At 65.2% G+C, this 17,559-nt stretch carries 23 protein-coding genes and 1 tRNA gene; 13 read left to right on the top strand and 11 right to left on the bottom strand.

Features of this window, described 5'->3' with window-relative positions:
- Nucleotides 1–28: 28 nt before the first annotated feature.
- The 9 genes from ACFWNN_RS42820 (at nucleotide 29) to ACFWNN_RS42780 (ending at nucleotide 6,676) form a co-directional block, all read left to right on the top strand.
- The gene (locus tag ACFWNN_RS42820) at nucleotides 29–628 is read left to right on the top strand and encodes a DUF4129 domain-containing protein (RefSeq protein WP_382445722.1); all 600 of its coding nucleotides are present in this window, start codon (nucleotides 29–31) and stop codon (nucleotides 626–628) included.
- Nucleotides 625–972, top strand: a complete 348-nt coding sequence (locus ACFWNN_RS42815; protein ID WP_382445721.1) for a hypothetical protein — start codon at nucleotides 625–627, stop codon at nucleotides 970–972. Before ACFWNN_RS42820 ends, ACFWNN_RS42815 begins: the two co-directional genes overlap by 4 nt.
- Nucleotides 969–1,910, top strand: a complete 942-nt coding sequence (locus ACFWNN_RS42810; protein ID WP_382445720.1) for an AAA family ATPase — start codon at nucleotides 969–971, stop codon at nucleotides 1,908–1,910. Before ACFWNN_RS42815 ends, ACFWNN_RS42810 begins: the two co-directional genes overlap by 4 nt.
- Nucleotides 1,907–3,136 carry a DUF58 domain-containing protein gene (locus ACFWNN_RS42805; RefSeq protein WP_382445719.1) on the top strand — a complete coding sequence of 410 codons (1,230 nt, stop codon included), beginning with the start codon at nucleotides 1,907–1,909 and terminating at the stop codon, nucleotides 3,134–3,136. The genes ACFWNN_RS42810 and ACFWNN_RS42805 overlap by 4 nt, the downstream gene beginning before the upstream one ends.
- Nucleotides 3,130–3,591: a hypothetical protein gene (locus ACFWNN_RS42800; protein WP_382445718.1), complete on the top strand. Its 462-nt coding sequence runs from the start codon at nucleotides 3,130–3,132 to the stop codon at nucleotides 3,589–3,591. Before ACFWNN_RS42805 ends, ACFWNN_RS42800 begins: the two co-directional genes overlap by 7 nt.
- A gap of 142 nt (nucleotides 3,592–3,733) precedes the next feature.
- On the top strand, nucleotides 3,734–5,059 hold the full coding sequence (locus ACFWNN_RS42795) for an NAD(P)/FAD-dependent oxidoreductase (protein WP_382445717.1): 1,326 nt from the start codon (nucleotides 3,734–3,736) through the stop codon (nucleotides 5,057–5,059).
- A gap of 199 nt (nucleotides 5,060–5,258) precedes the next feature.
- A complete protein-coding gene (locus tag ACFWNN_RS42790; protein WP_256238980.1) occupies nucleotides 5,259–5,381 on the top strand; it encodes a hypothetical protein in 123 nt (40 codons plus the stop codon).
- A complete protein-coding gene (locus tag ACFWNN_RS42785; RefSeq protein ID WP_382445716.1) occupies nucleotides 5,378–6,481 on the top strand; it encodes a RimK family alpha-L-glutamate ligase in 1,104 nt (367 codons plus the stop codon). The genes ACFWNN_RS42790 and ACFWNN_RS42785 overlap by 4 nt, the downstream gene beginning before the upstream one ends.
- 118 nt (nucleotides 6,482–6,599) lie before the next feature.
- Nucleotides 6,600–6,676 (top strand) — tRNA-Leu (locus ACFWNN_RS42780).
- 341 nt (nucleotides 6,677–7,017) lie between these two features.
- Here the strand turns inward: ACFWNN_RS42780 and ACFWNN_RS42775 are convergent.
- From ACFWNN_RS42775 to ACFWNN_RS42745, 7 genes are all read right to left on the bottom strand, one after another.
- On the bottom strand, nucleotides 7,018–8,445 hold the full coding sequence (locus tag ACFWNN_RS42775; RefSeq protein ID WP_382445715.1) for a recombinase family protein: 1,428 nt from the start codon (nucleotides 8,443–8,445) through the stop codon (nucleotides 7,018–7,020).
- A 74-nt stretch (nucleotides 8,446–8,519) separates the two neighbouring features.
- Entirely contained in the window at nucleotides 8,520–8,780 is a 261-nt protein-coding gene (locus tag ACFWNN_RS42770) for a hypothetical protein (RefSeq protein ID WP_382445714.1), read from the bottom strand.
- Nucleotides 8,777–9,160, bottom strand: a complete 384-nt coding sequence (locus ACFWNN_RS42765) for a hypothetical protein (protein WP_382445713.1) — start codon at nucleotides 9,158–9,160, stop codon at nucleotides 8,777–8,779. The genes ACFWNN_RS42770 and ACFWNN_RS42765 overlap by 4 nt, the downstream gene beginning before the upstream one ends.
- Nucleotides 9,154–9,639, bottom strand: a complete 486-nt coding sequence (locus ACFWNN_RS42760) for a replication-relaxation family protein (protein ID WP_382445712.1) — start codon at nucleotides 9,637–9,639, stop codon at nucleotides 9,154–9,156. The genes ACFWNN_RS42765 and ACFWNN_RS42760 overlap by 7 nt, the downstream gene beginning before the upstream one ends.
- Nucleotides 9,640–10,018: 379 nt before the next feature.
- Complete coding sequence (locus ACFWNN_RS42755; RefSeq protein WP_382445711.1) at nucleotides 10,019–10,759, bottom strand: DUF5753 domain-containing protein; 741 nt, start codon at nucleotides 10,757–10,759, stop codon at nucleotides 10,019–10,021.
- A 104-nt stretch (nucleotides 10,760–10,863) separates the two neighbouring features.
- The gene (locus tag ACFWNN_RS42750) at nucleotides 10,864–11,457 is read right to left on the bottom strand and encodes a Scr1 family TA system antitoxin-like transcriptional regulator (RefSeq protein ID WP_382445752.1); all 594 of its coding nucleotides are present in this window, start codon (nucleotides 11,455–11,457) and stop codon (nucleotides 10,864–10,866) included.
- Nucleotides 11,433–11,708: a helix-turn-helix domain-containing protein gene (locus tag ACFWNN_RS42745; RefSeq protein WP_382445751.1), complete on the bottom strand. Its 276-nt coding sequence runs from the start codon at nucleotides 11,706–11,708 to the stop codon at nucleotides 11,433–11,435. Before ACFWNN_RS42745 ends, ACFWNN_RS42750 begins: the two co-directional genes overlap by 25 nt.
- Before the next feature lie 917 nt (nucleotides 11,709–12,625).
- On the opposite strand from ACFWNN_RS42745, the gene ACFWNN_RS42740 reads away from it, so the two are divergent.
- Nucleotides 12,626–13,504: a helix-turn-helix domain-containing protein gene (locus ACFWNN_RS42740; protein ID WP_382445710.1), complete on the top strand. Its 879-nt coding sequence runs from the start codon at nucleotides 12,626–12,628 to the stop codon at nucleotides 13,502–13,504.
- Nucleotides 13,491–13,685, top strand: a complete 195-nt coding sequence (locus tag ACFWNN_RS42735) for a DUF397 domain-containing protein (protein WP_382445709.1) — start codon at nucleotides 13,491–13,493, stop codon at nucleotides 13,683–13,685. Before ACFWNN_RS42740 ends, ACFWNN_RS42735 begins: the two co-directional genes overlap by 14 nt.
- 76 nt (nucleotides 13,686–13,761) lie before the next feature.
- Here ACFWNN_RS42735 and ACFWNN_RS42730 read toward each other — a convergent pair whose 3' ends face one another.
- The 4 genes from ACFWNN_RS42730 to ACFWNN_RS42715 are packed head-to-tail and all read right to left on the bottom strand — an operon-like array spanning nucleotide 13,762 to nucleotide 15,948.
- Nucleotides 13,762–14,232: a DUF6527 family protein gene (locus ACFWNN_RS42730; RefSeq protein ID WP_382445708.1), complete on the bottom strand. Its 471-nt coding sequence runs from the start codon at nucleotides 14,230–14,232 to the stop codon at nucleotides 13,762–13,764.
- Nucleotides 14,232–15,401 carry a ThiF family adenylyltransferase gene (locus ACFWNN_RS42725; RefSeq protein ID WP_382445707.1) on the bottom strand — a complete coding sequence of 390 codons (1,170 nt, stop codon included), beginning with the start codon at nucleotides 15,399–15,401 and terminating at the stop codon, nucleotides 14,232–14,234. The genes ACFWNN_RS42730 and ACFWNN_RS42725 overlap by 1 nt, the downstream gene beginning before the upstream one ends.
- The gene (locus tag ACFWNN_RS42720) at nucleotides 15,376–15,657 is read right to left on the bottom strand and encodes a multiubiquitin domain-containing protein (RefSeq protein ID WP_382445706.1); all 282 of its coding nucleotides are present in this window, start codon (nucleotides 15,655–15,657) and stop codon (nucleotides 15,376–15,378) included. Before ACFWNN_RS42720 ends, ACFWNN_RS42725 begins: the two co-directional genes overlap by 26 nt.
- Nucleotides 15,658–15,705: 48 nt before the next feature.
- Entirely contained in the window at nucleotides 15,706–15,948 is a 243-nt protein-coding gene (locus ACFWNN_RS42715; protein ID WP_382445705.1) for a DUF2188 domain-containing protein, read from the bottom strand.
- Nucleotides 15,949–16,089: 141 nt separating this feature from the next.
- On the opposite strand from ACFWNN_RS42715, the gene ACFWNN_RS42710 reads away from it, so the two are divergent.
- Nucleotides 16,090–16,941: a hypothetical protein gene (locus ACFWNN_RS42710; RefSeq protein WP_382445704.1), complete on the top strand. Its 852-nt coding sequence runs from the start codon at nucleotides 16,090–16,092 to the stop codon at nucleotides 16,939–16,941.
- 117 nt (nucleotides 16,942–17,058) lie between these two features.
- Nucleotides 17,059–17,553 (top strand): STAS-like domain-containing protein, encoded by a 495-nt coding sequence (locus ACFWNN_RS42705; RefSeq protein WP_382445703.1) that lies wholly within the window; start codon nucleotides 17,059–17,061, stop codon nucleotides 17,551–17,553.
- Nucleotides 17,554–17,559: the final 6 nt, after the last annotated feature.

The following is a 17,559-nucleotide window of genomic DNA, read 5'->3' as shown; positions in this document are numbered from 1 at the left end:
TGTCCTCCCGCGTGTCACGCTGACCGCCATGAAGTGGTGGCGGGCAGGGGTGGCGGTGGCGGCGTTGCTGATCGTCGTTGTCGCGGCCGGCGGCACGTCGCCGATCACGCTGGTCCAGCGGCTGGACGACCGCCCGCCGGCGGACAACGGCGCCGGGCAGGTGGACGTGCCGCTGCCGACCGAGTTGCCGGGCATGTTCGCCGTGCCCCTCACCGTCTACCTGGTGGTGCTCGCGGTGCTCGTGCTGTTCGGGTTCGTCGGGATCCTCCTGGCCCTGCAGCTGCCGCGGTGGCGCCGGCGCGGGGGAGTGCGCGGGGTCGAGATCGAGGGCTTCGAGGTGGGGGAGCAGGCGGTGGTGCGGCGGGTCGAGAAGGCGTTGCAGGAGTTCACGAAGCATCCCGAACGGCCGCCGCGCGACGCCGTGATCGCCGCCTGGCTCGCCCTCGAAGCCGCTGAGGAACGGCTGCCGCACCAGACGCCCACCGAGTTCACCGACGAGCTCGGGGTGGACGCGACCGTCCTGAAGGACCTGTACCAGCGCGCGCGGTTCGGGCACGAGGACGTGACGGCCGCGCAGGCCGAGCAGGCTCGGCAGGAGCTCGATCGCATCGTCCGGGAGCTCGCGTGAAGACCGTGCTGGCGTTGGTGGTCGGGGTCGTCATCGGCGTCGTCGTCTGGTTGCTGGGCGTGCCCGCCCAGTGGGCCGTCGTGCTGGCCGTGCCGCCGACGGCGTTCTGCGTGCTGGTCAGCAGGTTGCCGCGCGCGACCGACGTCCTGTGGGTCTCGGCACCGCCGCCGCCCGGCTCGATCAGCACCGCGCACGCCAGCACGCTGGCCAGCCGGCTCGAGGAGGCGGCCGGGGATCCGCGCCGCTACGACGAACGGTTCCGCGCGCGGCTGGCACGACTCGGGGTCGAGGTGGACGTGCCCGATCCGAAGACACTCGCGGAGAAGCTCAGGAGGGTCGAGTGACGATTGCGCTGGAGGCCGAGGCGGTCCTCGACGAGATCGGCAAGGTCGTCGTCGGGCGCACCCGGACGGTGCGGCTCGCGCTCGCGGCCGTGCTGGCGGGCGGGCACGTGCTGCTGGAGGACGTGCCGGGTCTCGGCAAGACGTTGATCGCGCGGTCGCTCGCGCAGGCGTTGTCGTTGGACTTCCGGCGGTTGCAGTGCACGCCGGACCTGCTGCCCGCCGACGTCACCGGGTCGTTCCTGTACGACCCCGGCAGCCGCGAGTTCGAGTTCCGGCAGGGGCCCGTGTTCACCGGGTTGCTGCTCGCCGACGAGATCAACCGGACGCCGCCGAAGACGCAGTCGGCGTTGCTGGAGGCCATGCAGGAGCGGCAGGTGACGGTCGAGGGGCGCACGTTCCCGCTGCCGCGGCCGTTCCACGTGCTGGCGACCTCGAACCCCGTCGAGTACGAGGGCACCTACCCGTTGCCCGAGGCGCAGCTCGACCGGTTCCTGGTGCGGCTCGACATCGGCTACCCGCCCGCGGAGGAGGAGGTCGAGGTCATCAGGCGTCGGCTCGCGCGGCAACGGGAGGAGGCCGAGGTCCCGCCGGTGCTGGCTCCCGGACGGCTCGGCGATCTCCAGGCGCTGCTCGAACAGACCACAGTGGACGACGATCTCCTGCGGTACTGCGTGGATCTGGCGGTGGCGACGCGCGGGCACCAGTCCGTCGAGGTCGGCGCGTCACCGCGCGGGGCGCAGGGGCTCGTGCTCGTCGCCCGCGCGCTGGCCACTGTGGACGGTCGCTCCTACGTGACGCCCGAGGACGTCAAGGAGTGCGCGATCGCCGTGCTGGCGCACCGGCTCGTGATGAAGCCCGAGACGTGGACGTCCGGCGTGAACGGCGTGCAGGTCGTCACCGAGCTGCTCGGCAAGGTTCCGGGCCCGCCCAGCTCATGAGCAGGGCGGACAAGCTCAGGGAGGCGTTCTCCCGGACGCACGGCGCGCACTGGCACCCGACCGACGCCTACTCGCGGGCCGTGTGGCTCGGCGTCGGGCTGGTCGTGGCCGGGATGTTCCTGCACCAGCCCGAGCTCGTGCTGTTCGGCGTGCCGCTGGTGCTGTCCGTGCTGCTGACTTCGAGGCCCAAGGGCACGCCGACCGTGAGCGTGCGTCCGGTGCCGCGCGGGGCCGGAGCCGGGGTCGTGCACACCGTCGCGCACGTCGACGGCGCGGACGCGGAGATCGCCGTCGTGAAGCTGCCCGGCGGGACCAGGGCGATCCCGGCGCACTCGCCCGACCTGCCGGTGGAGATCCGGCGCGACGCCTGGGGACCCGGCGTCGACCTGCGGCTGGACCACCTGTTCGCCGGGCCGGACGGCCTGCACGTCTACGGGCCGATCGTGGGCGTCGAGCACGTCCGCACGATCCTGCCGCCCGTCGAGCACCACCCGTCCGGACCGCTGCCGCCCCGTCCGGCGGGCCTGGTCGGCATCCACCGCTCGCCGCGCGCCGGCGACTCGACCGAGCTGCGCGACATCAGGGCGTTCCAGCCGGGGGACCGGCTCAAGCGCATCGACTGGCGCGTCACGACCCGCACCGGCGTCGTGCACGTCCGGGAGCGGCACGCCGAGGCCGACGCGGAGATCGTGCTGGCCCTCGACACCCGCGCGGACGTCGTCGCCGAGGTCGCCGAGTGGTCGTCGCCGCGGTACGGGGCGTCGGCGCGGCCGGGCGGCAGTCTCGACCGGGCGGTGCGGCGGGCGGCGTCGATGGCCGCGGGCTACCTGCGCCAGGGCGACCGGGTGGCGTTGATGGACCTGTCCCGGCCGCAGCTCAACGTGCGGTCCGGGGTCGGGCGGCGGCACCTCATGCGCATCCGCACGCAGCTCGTCGTGTGCGTGCAGGCCGCCGGGTGGTCGTCGCACGTGGCGTTGCGCCGGCTTCCGCACGGATGCGTGGTCGTGCTGCTGTCGCCGTTCCTCGACGACGAGATCGCGGAACTGGCCGTGCAGACGCGCAAGCGCGGGCACGTCGTGCTGGCGGTGAACACGCTGCCGTTGGAGCTGGTGCCGGACTCCGAGTCGGCGTGGGGCGAGGTGGCGGCCGAGCTGATCGCCGCCGAGCACCGGGTGCGGCTGCGGAGGATGGCCGAGCACGGGGTGGCGGTGACGCGGTCGTGCTGATGCGGCTGGCGATCCTGCTCGCGGCGGTGCCCGTGGCGGTGGTGCTGCACCTGGAGGCGACGTCCGCGGTGCCGCTGGTGATCGTCGTGGCCCTGACGGTGCTGACCGTGCTGATGCCGGGGAGCGCCGGGCCGGCGTTGCTGATCGGGTACGCGGCACTCGCGATGGCGTTCGCGGACGGGCACCCGTTGCGGCTCGGAGTGTTGATCATGATTCCGGCGTTGCACCTGATTCACGTCACTTCCGCGCTCGCCGCGGTCGTTCCGGTGAAAACGAGAATCGAGCCCGCTGCGCTGAAAGCACCAGCGCGCCGGTTCGCCATTGTCCAAGTGATCACATTTGTCGTGGCGGCGTTCGCGGCCGTGGTTCCGTCGGGTGCCGGGATCGGGCTCGTGGAGGTGCTCGGACTGGGTGCTCTGACGGTCGTGATCGGGGTCGTCGCACTGAGGATCTGAATCGAGACTCTCAGGCAGAACAGCTCGAGTCGGGGTGGAGGCGCAGGTCAGCCCCGATCGTGTCCCGCATCACCGGGCGACGGTAGTCACAACGGCCCCTTCGGACGCGCGAAAAATGGGGTCCTGGTGCGACCATGTGTGTATGGCTGCTGTGAAGTCGAACCCCACGCGAATCGTCATTGTCGGCGGTGGGTACGTCGGGATGTACACGGCTCTCGGACTGCAGAAGAAGCTGCGTTCCGGCGAGGCGTCCGTCACTGTCATCGACCCGCAGCCGCACATGACCTACCAGCCCTTCCTGCCCGAAGCGGCGGCCGGCTCCATCGAGCCGCGCCACGTCGTCGCTCCACTGCGCAAGGTGCTCAAGCGCTGCCACGTCGTCACGGGCCGCGTCACCAAGATCGAGCACGCGCGCAAGATCGTGACCGCCGAGCTGTCGGACGGCCACGTCGAGGAGATCGAGTACGACGTGCTCGTCTCCGCGCTGGGTGCGATCTCCCGCACGCTTCCGATCCCCGGCCTGGCCGAGGTCGGCATCGGCATGAAGACGATCGGCGAGGCGATCTACGTCCGCAACCACGTGCTGTCACGCCTGGACCAGGCCGCGAGCACGAACAACGCGGACCTGCGCAAGAAGCTGCTCAGCTTCGTCGTGATCGGTGGTGGCTTCGCGGGCATCGAGACGCTCGCCGAGCTCGAGGACATGACGCGGTATGCGCTCAAGTACTACGAGGGCATCAAGCCCGAAGAGATGAACTGGGTCCTGGTCGAGGCCGCCGGGCGGATCATGCCCGAGGTCTCCGCCAAGCTCGGCGCGTGGACGGTCGAGGCGCTCGAGAAGCGCGGCATGAAGATCTACCTCGACACCCGCGTGAAGTCCCTGGAGAACGGTCACGTCGTCCTGGACGACGGCACCGAGTTCGACTCCGACACGATCATCTGGACCGCCGGCATGAAGGCGAACCCGGTGCTGCGCAACACGGACCTCCCGCTCGACGAGCGCGGCCGCGTCCGGTGCACCGCCGCCATGCAGGTCCAGGGCCTCGACGGCGTGTGGGCCGCCGGTGACTGCTCCGCGGTGCCGGACCTCTCGCGCATCGAGGAGGACCCGACGGCGACGTGCGTGCCGAACGCGCAGCACGCCATCCGTCAGTCGAAGCTGCTGTCGAAGAACATCGTCGCGTCGCTGCGTGGCCAGAAGCCGAAGGACTACTTCCACAAGTACCTCGGCTCGGTCGCGGGCCTCGGCCTCTACAAGGGCGTCGCGGACGTGTTCGGCCTGCGCTTCAAGGGCGTGCCCGCGTGGTTCATGCACCGCAGCTACCACGTGGCGTTCATGCCGACCGTGAACCGCAAGCTGCGCGTGCTGATGGACTGGACGCAGGCGCTGTTCTACGGCCGCGAGATCGTGGCCCTGGGGCAGATCAACGACCCGAAGTCGGACTTCGACCGCGCTGTGCAGTCCTAATTACTACTCTCAGTGAGTGACGAAGTGCCCCGAACGAGACCTCGTTCGGGGCACTTCGTTGGTCCGTGGGCTTAACTTGAGCGCCCAAACGGAGTAAAGCTTCGAGGGTCGCCTTGACATTGCGTTACGTGTTTCGGAGACTACGGCTGGTGCATCACCTGAATGCGTGATTCGCCATGTGGGGAGAGAGGTGATCCCGATGTCTCTCGAGGAGCTGGCCGCACAGCTTCGTCGCGGTGAGATCGAGGACCCCGCGTTGGCGCAGTACGCCGCAGAGTACGCGCAGGCGGGGCAAGTTTTCCGCAGCAAGAAGGACGATTGACCAGGTCGGCTGACGGGCGGGTGCCAGGTGCCCCGTCCGAGGCTGCCAGGCCCCTTCTGCTCCAGGGCCAGGAATATCTCTTCCGATCGCCGCCCAAGTGCCTGGACTTCCAGGAACAGGTCCACCGCCTCGGCATGGTCGACGAGGGCGACGGCAACCCGCAACCGTGCGTGCTCGTCCTCGCCCGCGCCGCCGACATGGAGATGAACGAGCTCTCCATCGCCCTGGCCGAACGCGGCATCCGCATGGCCCGCATAGACGCGGACAGGTGTGTCGACCTCCCGCTGTCCGTCTACACCGACCAGCCGTTGATCGAGCTGGACCGCTGGCTGCTCAGGCCGTTGCTGGTCTGGCGCCGCCACTTCGAACTCTCCGCGGTCCCCGTGGAACCCGGCACCCTCGCCGGCGCCTACGCGGTCGACCAGTGGGCTTCAGTGGCCAACTGGCTGTCCTCCCGCGCCGACTGGGCACATGTGAACCCCTCGCGCTTCTCGACGCACCTGGACCGTCTCACGCAGCTTTCCGACGCATCGGCCTTCGGTCTCCGTGTGCCCCGCACGGCCGTGACGACCCGCCCAGGCCGAACGCGCCCAGGCGGAGGCGCCTGCATCGTCAAAACGGCAGGCCGCCACCTCCTGGAACCCCGCCCGGGCGTCCAGCACGGCCTCTTCCCCCGCCCTCTGGAAACCTCCCGCGCCTCCGACACCCCGGAACCCGCGCCGGTGATCGTCCAGGAGTACGTCCCGTCCGAAACGGAACTGCGCGTCTTCGTGGTCGGCGAGCAGTGCATCGCCTACCAGGTCGACAAACTCGACCCGGCCCAACTCTGGGTGGATCCCGACGCAGTCCGCGTCACACCCACCGAGGTACCGACGTCCCTCTCGGACAAACTGCTCGCCCTGGCCCGCCACTGGCGCGTCCAGGTAGCGGCGTTCGACCTGCTCGTGACCGGTGGAGACCACGTGTTCCTGGAGATCAACGTCAACTGCGACTGGCGCTGGTTCGAACACCGCGCCGACGACACCAGCGTCTCCACGGCCGTCCACGACTGGGTGGCGCTCCGCTTCAAGGAGCTCCTCGGCGCAGGGAGGACCCGCTGATGTTCGGGTCCGTTCGACGCTTACCCGGATGCTCGCTCTAGTCCAATTCGCTGGGCCGCTCGGGCGAGAAACCACCATCCGCTCACACAAGCCGACGATCAAGGCCTAGGCTCACCGCGCCCCCGTAGCCCAATCGGTAGAGGCAGGTCCCTTAAAAGGATCACAGTACGGGTTCGAATCCCGTCGGGGGTACCAACTAGATCCGTACAAGGATCCGGTACCTGATCAGGCGTTTTTCCGGTTTTACCGGTCGCTTCGGCGACCCGTTCGGCCGCGTCGGCTACCTCCAAAAGATGCGCGGAGGGGAGCCGGAGAGTAACCAGAAGATGATCATGGTCATCGTTCAGGCGGACGCCGAGCTGGGTGATCTTGAACAGCCGCCGTAGCAACAGGTCAGGAGCCTTGCTCAGGTCCGTGACCAGGAGCGGAAGAGCGTCGAGCAGCGCGATGTCCTCGGTTGTCGGCCCAGTTGGCACTGGTGTACCAATCGCTGTGTTGTTCGTCACGAGCGACTGCTTCTGCGTGTCCAGTTCGTTCTAGGTCTGCCGCAGCCCGCGGCTGAACGCATCCTCGCCGTCCTGGGCTTGACGGAGGATCGCCGCCTGTCGCCGTTCGATGTCGGCCAGCGCCCGCTCGACCCGTTCGGCTTCAGCACGCCGTTCCTCGGCCTCACGATCGTCGACGTTCGCAAGATCGGCTTCGAGCAGTGCGCGGCGCTCGGGACCGAACACACGATCCGCGAAGAAGGCCGCAATGCCCTCCAGGATCGCGTCCTCGCGGACGTAGACCACCTCGGCATGGTCGGAGTACCTGTTGGGCCGTCCGCGGTTGTTGCTGCGCGCTGAGCACATGTAGTAGACGCGCTTGTTGCGGAAGCTGCCATACATCCGCCGGCCACACGCGTCGACCACCATGCCGCGCAGCAGGTACGTACGCGTGGCCGTGGAGTGCACACTCGCGTCGTCGTCACGCGAGCCCTGCCTCGCCCGCCGCTTCGCGGCCATCTCGTCGAACATCCACTTCGGAATCAGCGGCTCGTGCACCGGCTCGGGCGACCACACCCACAGAACCGGCGAGTTGACCTTCCCGCGCTTCGAGCGGGTCGCCCGCCGGTTGAACACCTGGAACCCGGTGTACTTCGGGTTCCGCAGGAGGTCGCAGACGCTGGACTTGCTCCAAGCGCCTCGGGCTCGTGCCTTGCTGGGCGGTTGAGGCGGCGGGTACTTGGCCAGGTCGGCGTTGAGCAGGTCGGCGATCGTGCCGTAGCCCAAACCCTGGTGGTGGCGCCACGTGGCGATCTGGGTGACGGCCTCGGCCATGATGCTGTCCGGCTCCAACCGCGTCTTCGTCTGCCCTTTGGCCGCTTTCGTGGGGTTGGGATGCCGGTAGGTCTTGGCCTTGTAACCGTACGGCGGCTTGCCGATGTTCCAGCCTTCGCGGACATGGGTGCACAGCCCACCCCACGACTGCTCCAGCGTGTTGAGCACCTCGTACTCGGCCACCGACTGGTTGATCCGCCGTTGCAGGATCCGTTGCGCCCTGCTCCCGGTCAGCGTGATCGGCTCGTTGGAGGCGAACAACGGGACTTCGACCCACTCCAACTCTCGTTCGATCGAGAGCCCTTCGTACGTGCGCCGAGCGACGCGCGAGACGCTCTCGCAGATCACGACATCGAACCTGCGGCCCTTGTGCGTCGCCTCGTCAAGCAGGTCGTTGACACCACCGTCACGAGCGATCGGAATGTCATAGCGCTCGTAGTTCTCGCCGCGCCCACGCTGGTTCAACTCCATACGCCCGGACTCGACGTCGTAGAAGTGCGCCACGATCACCCAGGACTCAGGGATGGACGCCTTGCAGTTCCCGAGTTGCCGCAGCATGGACTGCCGCGGGTCCTGCTGGTCGTCGGTGGACGTCCGGCCGAGAAACGCCACCCGAACCTCGTTGCGCAGCAACGCAACCGGCATACCGAGCGGTGAAACTGCATAGTCCGACAGGCCGGACGGCCCAGACGGAACGGCCTGTAGCCGCGGTTGATTCATCAGGCAGCCTCCTGATCATCGGCCTGATCGGCGCGCTGACTGGCAGCCCAGTCGAGGAGGTCTCTGATCACGGCGGCCAGTTCGCCGCGCAGACGATCGCCTTCGGCGCCGCTGACATAACGCACGTGACCGGAGAAAGCCCAGCTCTTCGTGCGGTTTCCTATCTGATTGTAGTGCCACTCCGGATGCTCAGAACCGTTGTCGCACAGAGGTTCCATGTCACTAACGGGTGGTCTCTGAGGCAGCGGAACAATGTTCATGCCCATCGCCTCTCAACTCCCGTGATCTGTCCAACCACGGTGGTGTTCTTGGGATCCCATGACGCTTCACTGAAGGGGATTCCTAGGGGCGACGAGTGCTCTGGGACGCGCGGACCACGTTGCGGAAGCTCTGCCAGGCGCCGCCGTTCCGAACCCTGGTCTTGGACGGACCACAACGCCCAGATCGGCCCAGCCGGTCCATCAGGATGGCCATGATCACGAGACGCGGTAGCGATGACGAAGCCGAGCTTCTCGTAGCCGAGCTGCTGGCGCATCGCCGAGCGAAGGTTCCGTTCTCGCAACGACGAGTGGATCGAGAACAGCAGAACGCCGAAGACATCGGTACCGAACCGACTGTAGTCACCGAGCTTGCTCACCACTTTGGACAGCGTTCGGTCCCGGTGTCGTGCTCCAGGAAGAACCGAACCCGTCGCCCGCCCTCATCCCAACAGCCGTAGGCATCGGGTCTGAGCTTGATGTCACCGTGCCAGAAGAAGTCCGTGCAGACCTTCTCCGACCACCACTGCGTAAGGCCGGCGTCCGGCCGAGTGCGGGCATACGCAGCCAGCCCACAGAAGAAGTCGTTGACGCCAAGCTGATGCGCCAGCTTCGGCCACAACCCCAGCCGCTCCAGCCGTTCTGCGTAAGCACCGGCCACCGGCGGCTTCTCCGCGCGCTGCGCAGCGATCACCCGCGCCCCGCGGTAACCGAGCGCGTACCGCGTCTGACTGGTGCCGCCGGTGCTGTAAGAGTCGCGAAACGCGAACACCACACCTAGCTCACGCAGCTGTCGCAGACGATCCTGAGCACGTCGCACCGAGGAGAACTCGATCGCCGCAATCTGGTTGGTGGTGAGCACCTTGTGCTCGTGCAGGAGGGCGAGGATCCGTCGATCCCGCTCAACGAGCCGAAACCACAAGGCCGCATCCGGCTCGCCAACTCGGCCGCCGCGCCGTCCACGAGTGTGTGGAGTTCCTTTGTTGTCACTCCTCAGTCGGCTTTTGGTCGGCCTTCCTCGATACCACTGCTGAAGTGCGGTGACGTGACTTCGCGCCTCGGCGGTTGGGGCAGCGGATTCAGAACGCCGGACACCCGCCTCCCCATGTGCCGGACCACGCGCTGACCAACCCGCGCTGTCACCCATCGGCCTCTCCCTCCGGAGCTGCTCAAGCGGTGATCGCTCAAGCACTCCTGAACTCCGGATTTCGAGGCTTCTTGGGACACGCGGTCGCCGATCGTTATGGCTTCGTCACGTCATGAAGGCGGAGAAGCAGCTCCTTGGATTCGGCCTTGTCGAGGCTCTCCGCGTCCAGCGCACGAACGACAGCGTCGTATCCCGCGACCGCATCTCGTGACTCGGCAAGAAGAGTTGAGTTCTCGGCGCCAACCCAAACCAGCGGCTCGTACTTCGGAAACGTCAGCAGGGTGAACGGCCCTGCCAACCCTGCGTGCGCACCTCGCGCGACCGGCAAGATCCTGATCTCGACGTTCGGGCGGTTTGCCATAAACATGAGCTGCAGCAGCTGCCCGGCCTGTACCTCAGCACCACCAACCTGAAGCTGCAGCGCCAACTCGTGAATAAAGAACGTGCAAGTGGTGCCTTGTCGAGGCAGCCGTTGCATCGCAAGGCTCGCCTGAACCCGGGCTTCCAACGCATCAGCCGGCGAGGTGACCGAGGCGCGCAATGCCTCACGCATGTAATCGGCTGTCTGCAAGAACAGCGGCACCGCGTGCGTGTGCCAGCACGTGAGCGTCTCCGCCACCGCCAGGTTCTCAACGACAGTGCGAAGCTCGATAGGCGAACACACCCCGTGCTGCTGCCACCAACCCACCACACCCGTCTCGCTGTGTAGAGCCAGAAGGTGAGCGCGCTCATCGGACTTGACCCGGCAGGCACCGAGCAGTGCGGCAATCTCAACGAGGTTGGCGCCGCCCTTTCCGTTCAGCACGTCCGAGACCTTGGCCTCGTCCCAGTCCATGACCTCAGCGGCCCCTCGCGAGGTCATGCCAGCTCCCGCGATGGCCGCTCGTATGCCAGCGCCAAGCTCACGGCCACGCGCGGTGGAGATCCTCTTCGGCATACCTAGCTCCTCGCTTGATCGGTAACCAGCTGCAAATGCCGTGCCGGTTCCCGAAGCCGCAGCGAGGCCTCGTTCAACCAGAGCAAGGACAGCTCCTCGGTGCGGACAACATCGTCGAGCGCGGTAAGGACTCGCTCGTAGGGGGCGCGCTCGGCAGCGGACTCAAGCCAGGTATTGCCACCATGCAGCGTGTGCAGCAGAACCACGTCGTCAAACCGCTTCTCCACGAACCGCATCACGGCGAAGGACATGCCCATGCCGAAGTAGGCCCCTACATCGCCGTCCACGATTCGAAGCTCGAATCCAGGCAGCTCGCGCAGCTCTTCCAGGTGCTCCAGCTGATCTGCCAACACCTTCGAATCGCCAACGCCGCAGAGCGCCCGCTCTGTCACGATCAGCCGGACGCTCAGCCGTCGCAGCTTCGACGCCTGCTTGACGTCCGCTCTCAAGCGGCTCAGGGCGTCTTGTTGCTTTACAACATCGAGGTCATTCGCCGCTGCACCGGCCGCGACGAGAGCAGCGTGGTAGCCACCAGTACGTACAAGCTCAGGCAGCGTCTCCGCCGCCACGATCACCAACTCACTCGCCTCAGCCAGGACATCCCACGGTGCCCCCTAAGCCGAGCCCAAGCGTCGCCGTTGATCCGATCCCACATCTGCGGATCAACAGCTCGCTGCGCAACCCGCATGCACAGCTCAACTTCGTCATCGGGCGCGCCACACGCAGCCCCAACCACGACGACCTCACGAGGCGACATGCGTTGCGCGGCTCGGCAGAGGTGCGACAACTTCGCGGTGGAGAAGCCAACCCGAGCGCCCAACTCGAGGAGCGACCAGTCCTGCCTCATCCGCCAGCCCAGCACTGTCCGGCTCAGAGCACGGACCTCCAGACTTGCTCTCCCGTTGACCAGTTGTAGAGCCATATCCCATCAGCCTGTTCTCGATCCGTGAGCTTCACGCCCGGTGCCTCTTCGGCTGCCAACGCGCACGCTCGTGTGTCGTCGCAGTCGCTGCCTGAACGGCAAGATGAACGTCGAGCAACATCCGGCAAGGCGCCGGCACTCTCCGCCAAACAGGCCCGCCGCGACACTTCCTGCACCAGCCATTCGCGTCCGCTTGGTGCTCGTCGACAAACACACGCAACGCGGCCACCAACCGCGGAACTTCGTGCCGTGCCATGGACAGCGCGGACGTGACATCACCGTCAGCAGCAATTCGCGACACAAGATCCAGGTGCTCAACAAGCCGTCGGCGCAGCTCGGAAACAAGACCAGGTTGCCCATGGCGACACGCCCTTCGGCTAGCTGGCTCGGAGACGGGAACACCGAGGACGCTCGGCCGGTTCCGATGTCCTGTCGTTGGCGAAGGCCCGCGCAACCGCCTGCCGGAACACAAGAAGCCCTTGCTCCGCAGCATTGGCCTCCCTGCAATCCAAGGCAGAAGTGACCACCACAGCAGCGCGCGAAAGCACCGCGGTCTGCGTCCGCGTCAGGTTCACAACGACGTGAACAACTTCCTCACCACGCTCCATCGCCAGAACCCTCCGTCGGACCGACCTGGGGCCGACGGAACCCTTGGGCGTGGCGCGCTACCAGCCCGGACACGCCCGTCCAGACCAGCTCCCACAAGGGGCCAAGGATCCCGTCGACAGCGACTACATTAGGGGTTAATTAACCCCTAATGCGATAACCAGAACGTGTGAACCTGCCCTGACCTGCGCGTGACTAGGGTGATCACGAGTTCCGCAGCGCGAGGAGGCAACCGGGTGCCGAGCGACAAGACGTACAGGAAGTCCAAGCTGGGCCGCCTGCTCGATCAGCTGCGCAAGGACGCGGGCAAGGACCTCAACTACCTGGCGAGCGAGCTCCGCAAGACCGAGGCGCACCTCTCGAAGTGCCTGAACGGCACGAACCTCCTCGGCTGGGCAGACCTCGGCCTGTACCTAGACCTCGTAGAGGCGGACGAAGACCGCCGGCGCAAGGCAACCGAGTACTGGGAAGACGCCAAGCAGGACAGCACGCGCGTCCAACACCCAGCCGCGTACAACCAGGCGGCCCGCTCATACGCTCGCGCCGAAGCCGACGCCTCAAAGCTGAAGCAGGTAGAAGCGGTCTGGATCCCAGGCATGCTGCAGGTCCCGGAGTACACGCTCGCCCTCCGCGAAGCGGCGCACCTCTTCGTCAACCCGAAGGTCCCCGCCAACCGCACCGTCGCCGCCCGCCAAAGCCGCCAGATGCGGCTGCACGGCGACGTTCCGCTGCAAGCGCACTTCCTGATCGACATCGCAGCTCTACGTCGCGCAGTCGGCGGCCCTGCTGCCATGTACGCGCAGCTGCTCCACCTGCAGGCGTCCGCGGCTCTCCCGAACGTGACGATCCAGGTGATCGGCGAAGACGCCGGCGCCTACGCCATCGACGGCGTGACCATCCTGAGCTTCGACGACGAGGACTTCCCTGACGTCGTCTACCTGGAGACCAGGGGAGGTGGTCGGTGGGTGGAGAATGACGTTGACGTAGACAAGTTCCGCAAGTCGTTCAACGAGATCGCGGACGAGCTGGCCTTCACGCCCGAAGAGTCGCTCAAGGTCATCCGCGACCAGGCTGAACTCTTCAAGGAGAGACTCCAGCGAGATGACGAACCCTGAGAAGACGTGGCGCAAGTCCAGCTACACCGCACCAGACAACAACTGCGTAGAGCTCGCCGTCGGCGAGGCTGAGACCGAGGTGCGGGACAGTAAAGATCCAGACAGCGCGTCGGTCGCCGTCGGAGCGAACTCGTGGCTCAGCTTCCTCGCTTTCACCAAGGCAGACGGCCTCAAGTACTGAGCATGTGTCGACCCGCTGCTGCGAATCTCTGTTAGCCCATAGAAGAGGACGAACAGGCGGGTTGACGTGAGGACTATCAGCTCATGAGACGGCGCACGCGGCTAATGAGCCATTTCCACGTGCCGACTCGGCTTCTGTCGGCGCCGAGGAAGTCGGACGTGATCCCGGCCGAGTCGGTTCGCTTGTCGATCAGCTGTTCATTTTCGCTGTCTTGTTCTTCAAGAAGTGCGCGATCGCGTGTCCTGTTTCGCTCGATCTCGCGTTCAGTGAAGCTTCGAGCCCAGCGGACTCTGCTGCGGTCCACGATGTAATGTGATCGGCACGGCAATGACCAGTTGCCAACTGACGGCCATATTGAGATGCTCTCGCCGTCGTAAGTGATCGCCCACTGTGCTGGCGACAACGGTGTGATCACTTCCAGGCCGCACCCGCAGGCGCAGAGGTGTCCGCAGTTGTTGTACTCGATTGACACGTACATCACTCCGCGCTCCATAGGAGTGGGGAATGATGCCACGAACTCCGGTCGAAGATGAGTTTCTTCGCTCATTAGTCAACCTCGTTGGAGAGCTCGTTGACGTAAATTGAGTAAGTCATGGAGGTCTCCTCGGACCCGTCTGCGTAGAAGCCGAGCCAGCGCTTCCATCTGCTGACGGCGAAGGCTGCGTTCAGGCAATTGAGATCCGCGATCTGGATGTTGCGGCTGTAGTCATCCTCCTCGGCATCGTCGTGCCTTGTTGGGATCTGGGTATCGGCCGAGGCGGAGTCGGGCAGGTTCAGGGTTACGCGAAGTAACCCAGAGAGTTTCCCGTCGATCTCCTCCACTCCCATTCCTACGTCAATGAACGGAATCATTCGTGCCCTGAGGTGTTTGATGATTATGGGCTTGGCTGGAGTGTTGTCCATCGACAGAAAGACGAAAGTGCGATCATCAAGTAGTGTTAGGTTGTTTTCGTCGATGAAGACCGGGTGTGCGGTAATGCCGGTGTGCATGTGCCCGTACGTTTGCGCGAAGTACTCCGCCTTGTTTGGTCGAGTGCGAAGAACCTCTAGTTCGGCGGCGCCAGGTGCTCGAAAGGCATTGTGATTGTCGAACGTGTCCCCGTCGTACAGTGCGATGTCGGCGACTGGCATCTTCGCTACCAGATCGATGACATAGCCACCTGTGCCACCGGTGCCGACTACGCCGATCTTCTGGCTGTAGAAGACCTTGTTCAGTGCAGCTAGCCCAGCGCGAGCGGTGGCGGTGTCCCGGTAGCGGAAGGGCAAGTCGTCTTCCACCTCCTGCCATGCTGCGCCAGGAGTCGGGGTAGCGCTCTCGTCGAGAGCGACGGCCGGGTGGGACAGGATGCGGACGTACGCGGTCACCTTCTCGTACTCGCTGGCGTACCCATTGGGCCGCGGCTTGCTAGAGAGCATGAAAGCGGCACGCATGTCGGCAGTGACGGCATGGTCTTCTGCAGTCGCGCACTTGATGGGCTGGCCACGCTCGTCGCATGGAGTGCTGCCGCCGAACCAGATGCGGTGATCGGTTCCGGAAACGACGCGGTCGCCGGCAACCGTTACCGGGTACGTAAGAAAGCCCTGCGCAACGGTCGCTTCGGTTGTGACGTATGGGATTTGGCGAACGATCAGGTGGCCCTCCTGGACGACGACGTCGTAGCCGTCGTCCAGAAGACGCCCCAGATCGGTGTCACGAACGAGTGGTGAGGTAGACATCGAAGACCATCTTGTTCTTGACCTTCACGCTGTGGTTCGCGGTGAGCGAGCCCTTGGGCTTCTCGTTCGGGCCGCGCGAGTACTGGATCGTCACGGTCTCGCCCTCCGCGAGCTGGTGGCCTGGGTAGGCGAGTTGGAAGGCCTGCTCGAACGAGATCTCCTTCTTGTCCCACAAGTGCTCGCGGGTGTTGACCACGATGGTCACGGTCTTGCTGTCGTGACCGGGGTGCTGCTTGTCAACTTCTGCGGTCGTCATCGACTACTCCCTGATGTACTCGACGGCGTGTGAGCCGTCATGGCATGGCTACTTGGTGTCGCGCGGGGGAAACGGGTCGTGGCCGGGTGCGATGGTGTCGGAGTCGCAGATCCGGCCATCGCGGCCGTGAGTAACAACCTCACCGCCACCGGCGTTCTGAACGATCTCGCGGGCACGGTCGACCGCCTGCTGCTGCGTGGGGTGGTGGCCGCTCGACCGTTGTCCACCGGGCTTCTTGATGTCCCAGCCGCCGTCCGGGTTCGGCACGACGTGCCGCTTGGTGTTGCTCACCTCTAGACCTCCTGTTCAGGACCTGTTTGGCGGATGCCGCCTGCCCAACCTCGGTTGTATCATCGGTTTCACTGTACTCCGTGAAACCGAGTCGCGGAAGGACCACTGTCGGTGCGTGCGGACCTCGGGGAGACTGGAGACATGGAGCTGAACCTCATCGGGGACAAGCCGCTGGCCACGGCAGCCATGCTGAACTTGGTGGGTCCCGAGGTTCTGGTGATCGACGCGAGGCAGATCGGCTTCGTCTGCCCGCTGGACCTGGCTGGAATGCTCGCCATTGCGCACTGGGCGTCCGCGGTAGCGATTCCCGTAACCTTCTTCCTTCCCAGGGAGCCGAACACAGCCTCCTACTTTCAGCGGATGGATGTGTTGCGCCGAATGCCTAGGCACACCCAAATATTGGGCCGCGTTGCGCCCGAGAAGCGTGTGGATCTACCGCATCGCTTGCTTGAGGTTTCACCGCTTACTCGAGCCACGGTGGATGATCTAGCCGAGAAGGTGGGCTACTTGATCACCGAGTTCTATCCGCCTGATGTTGGACCGGCTCTAACGAAAGCCTGCAACGAGCTTCTCGATAACGCGGTTGAACACGGCGAGAGCACTGAAGGAGCCTTCATCGCGGCGCAGACCTACACAGGCGAGACCACCGAACAACCGCGTTTGGAATTGGCGGTTTGCGACAACGGCATTGGAGTGCTAGAGCATCTGCGCCAGAACTCGGAATATCAGCACCTCAACGCCGATGTGCACGCACTCGAAGAAGCTTTGAAAGACGGCGTTACGGGCACATCCGACAAACGAGGCCACGGTCTCGGCGACCTCATAACCGGTGGAGAGAAGCACGGCACGATCCGCTTCCATATACGCTCGGGCAGAGGTGAGATCACCGTCACTGCCGGCGATCGTCCTCGAACCGTGTCGCGACGCTCTCGTCCTGACCAAACCCGAGGTACTTGGGCGTGGCTGTCCCATGAACTACCGCAACACCCGTAAGGATGGTTCAATCGGTACAATGAAACCGGAGAAACCATGACACACGTAGCCGTCTTCAACGTCGTTCAGCTGGGTGAGTTCCCCGCTACGCGTAGCAAGGCCCGCGATGGTCGTAGCTTGCTGGAGGGGATCCTCGCAGGTAAGACTGGAGTTGATCTTACTATCGACTTCACCGCCGTGACTGCGATGACCATCAGCTTCGCTGACGAGTTCCTCGGTAAGTTCCTGGCTTCGCTCGATGCCGCGAGTCAAGACGTGACGCTCAAGGTCGCTGGCTTGAACGTTGAGAACGCTGAGACGGTCACCATCTGTCGCGAACGGCGAGACGTGCAAGTGGTTGTCCTCGGTCGGGATGGCACGCTCAAGCTCGATGGAGCAGCGCCGCTCCCTGAGACTTTCGATGCAGCGTTGGACCTGGGTGATTTTAAAGCAAATGACCTGGCTCAACGTTTGGGTATCAGTTCTCAGAATGCTAACAACCGACTAAAGCGCCTTGCTGCCGTGGGGGCACTTCGAAAAACTAGGGCTGTCGGCGCGGCGCGCGGAGGTAAAGAATTCGCGTATTCGGCTGTCAGGGCAAGTGTCCCCGATATGGATAGCCTAACTATTTAGATGATG

It is taken from the genome of Lentzea sp. NPDC058450 (assembly GCF_042721395.1).
In the GTDB taxonomy this organism is placed as follows: domain Bacteria; phylum Actinomycetota; class Actinomycetes; order Mycobacteriales; family Pseudonocardiaceae; genus Lentzea.
The sequence above is the reverse complement of the archived record's forward strand: the minus strand, read 5'-3'. Positions and strand labels throughout refer to the sequence as shown.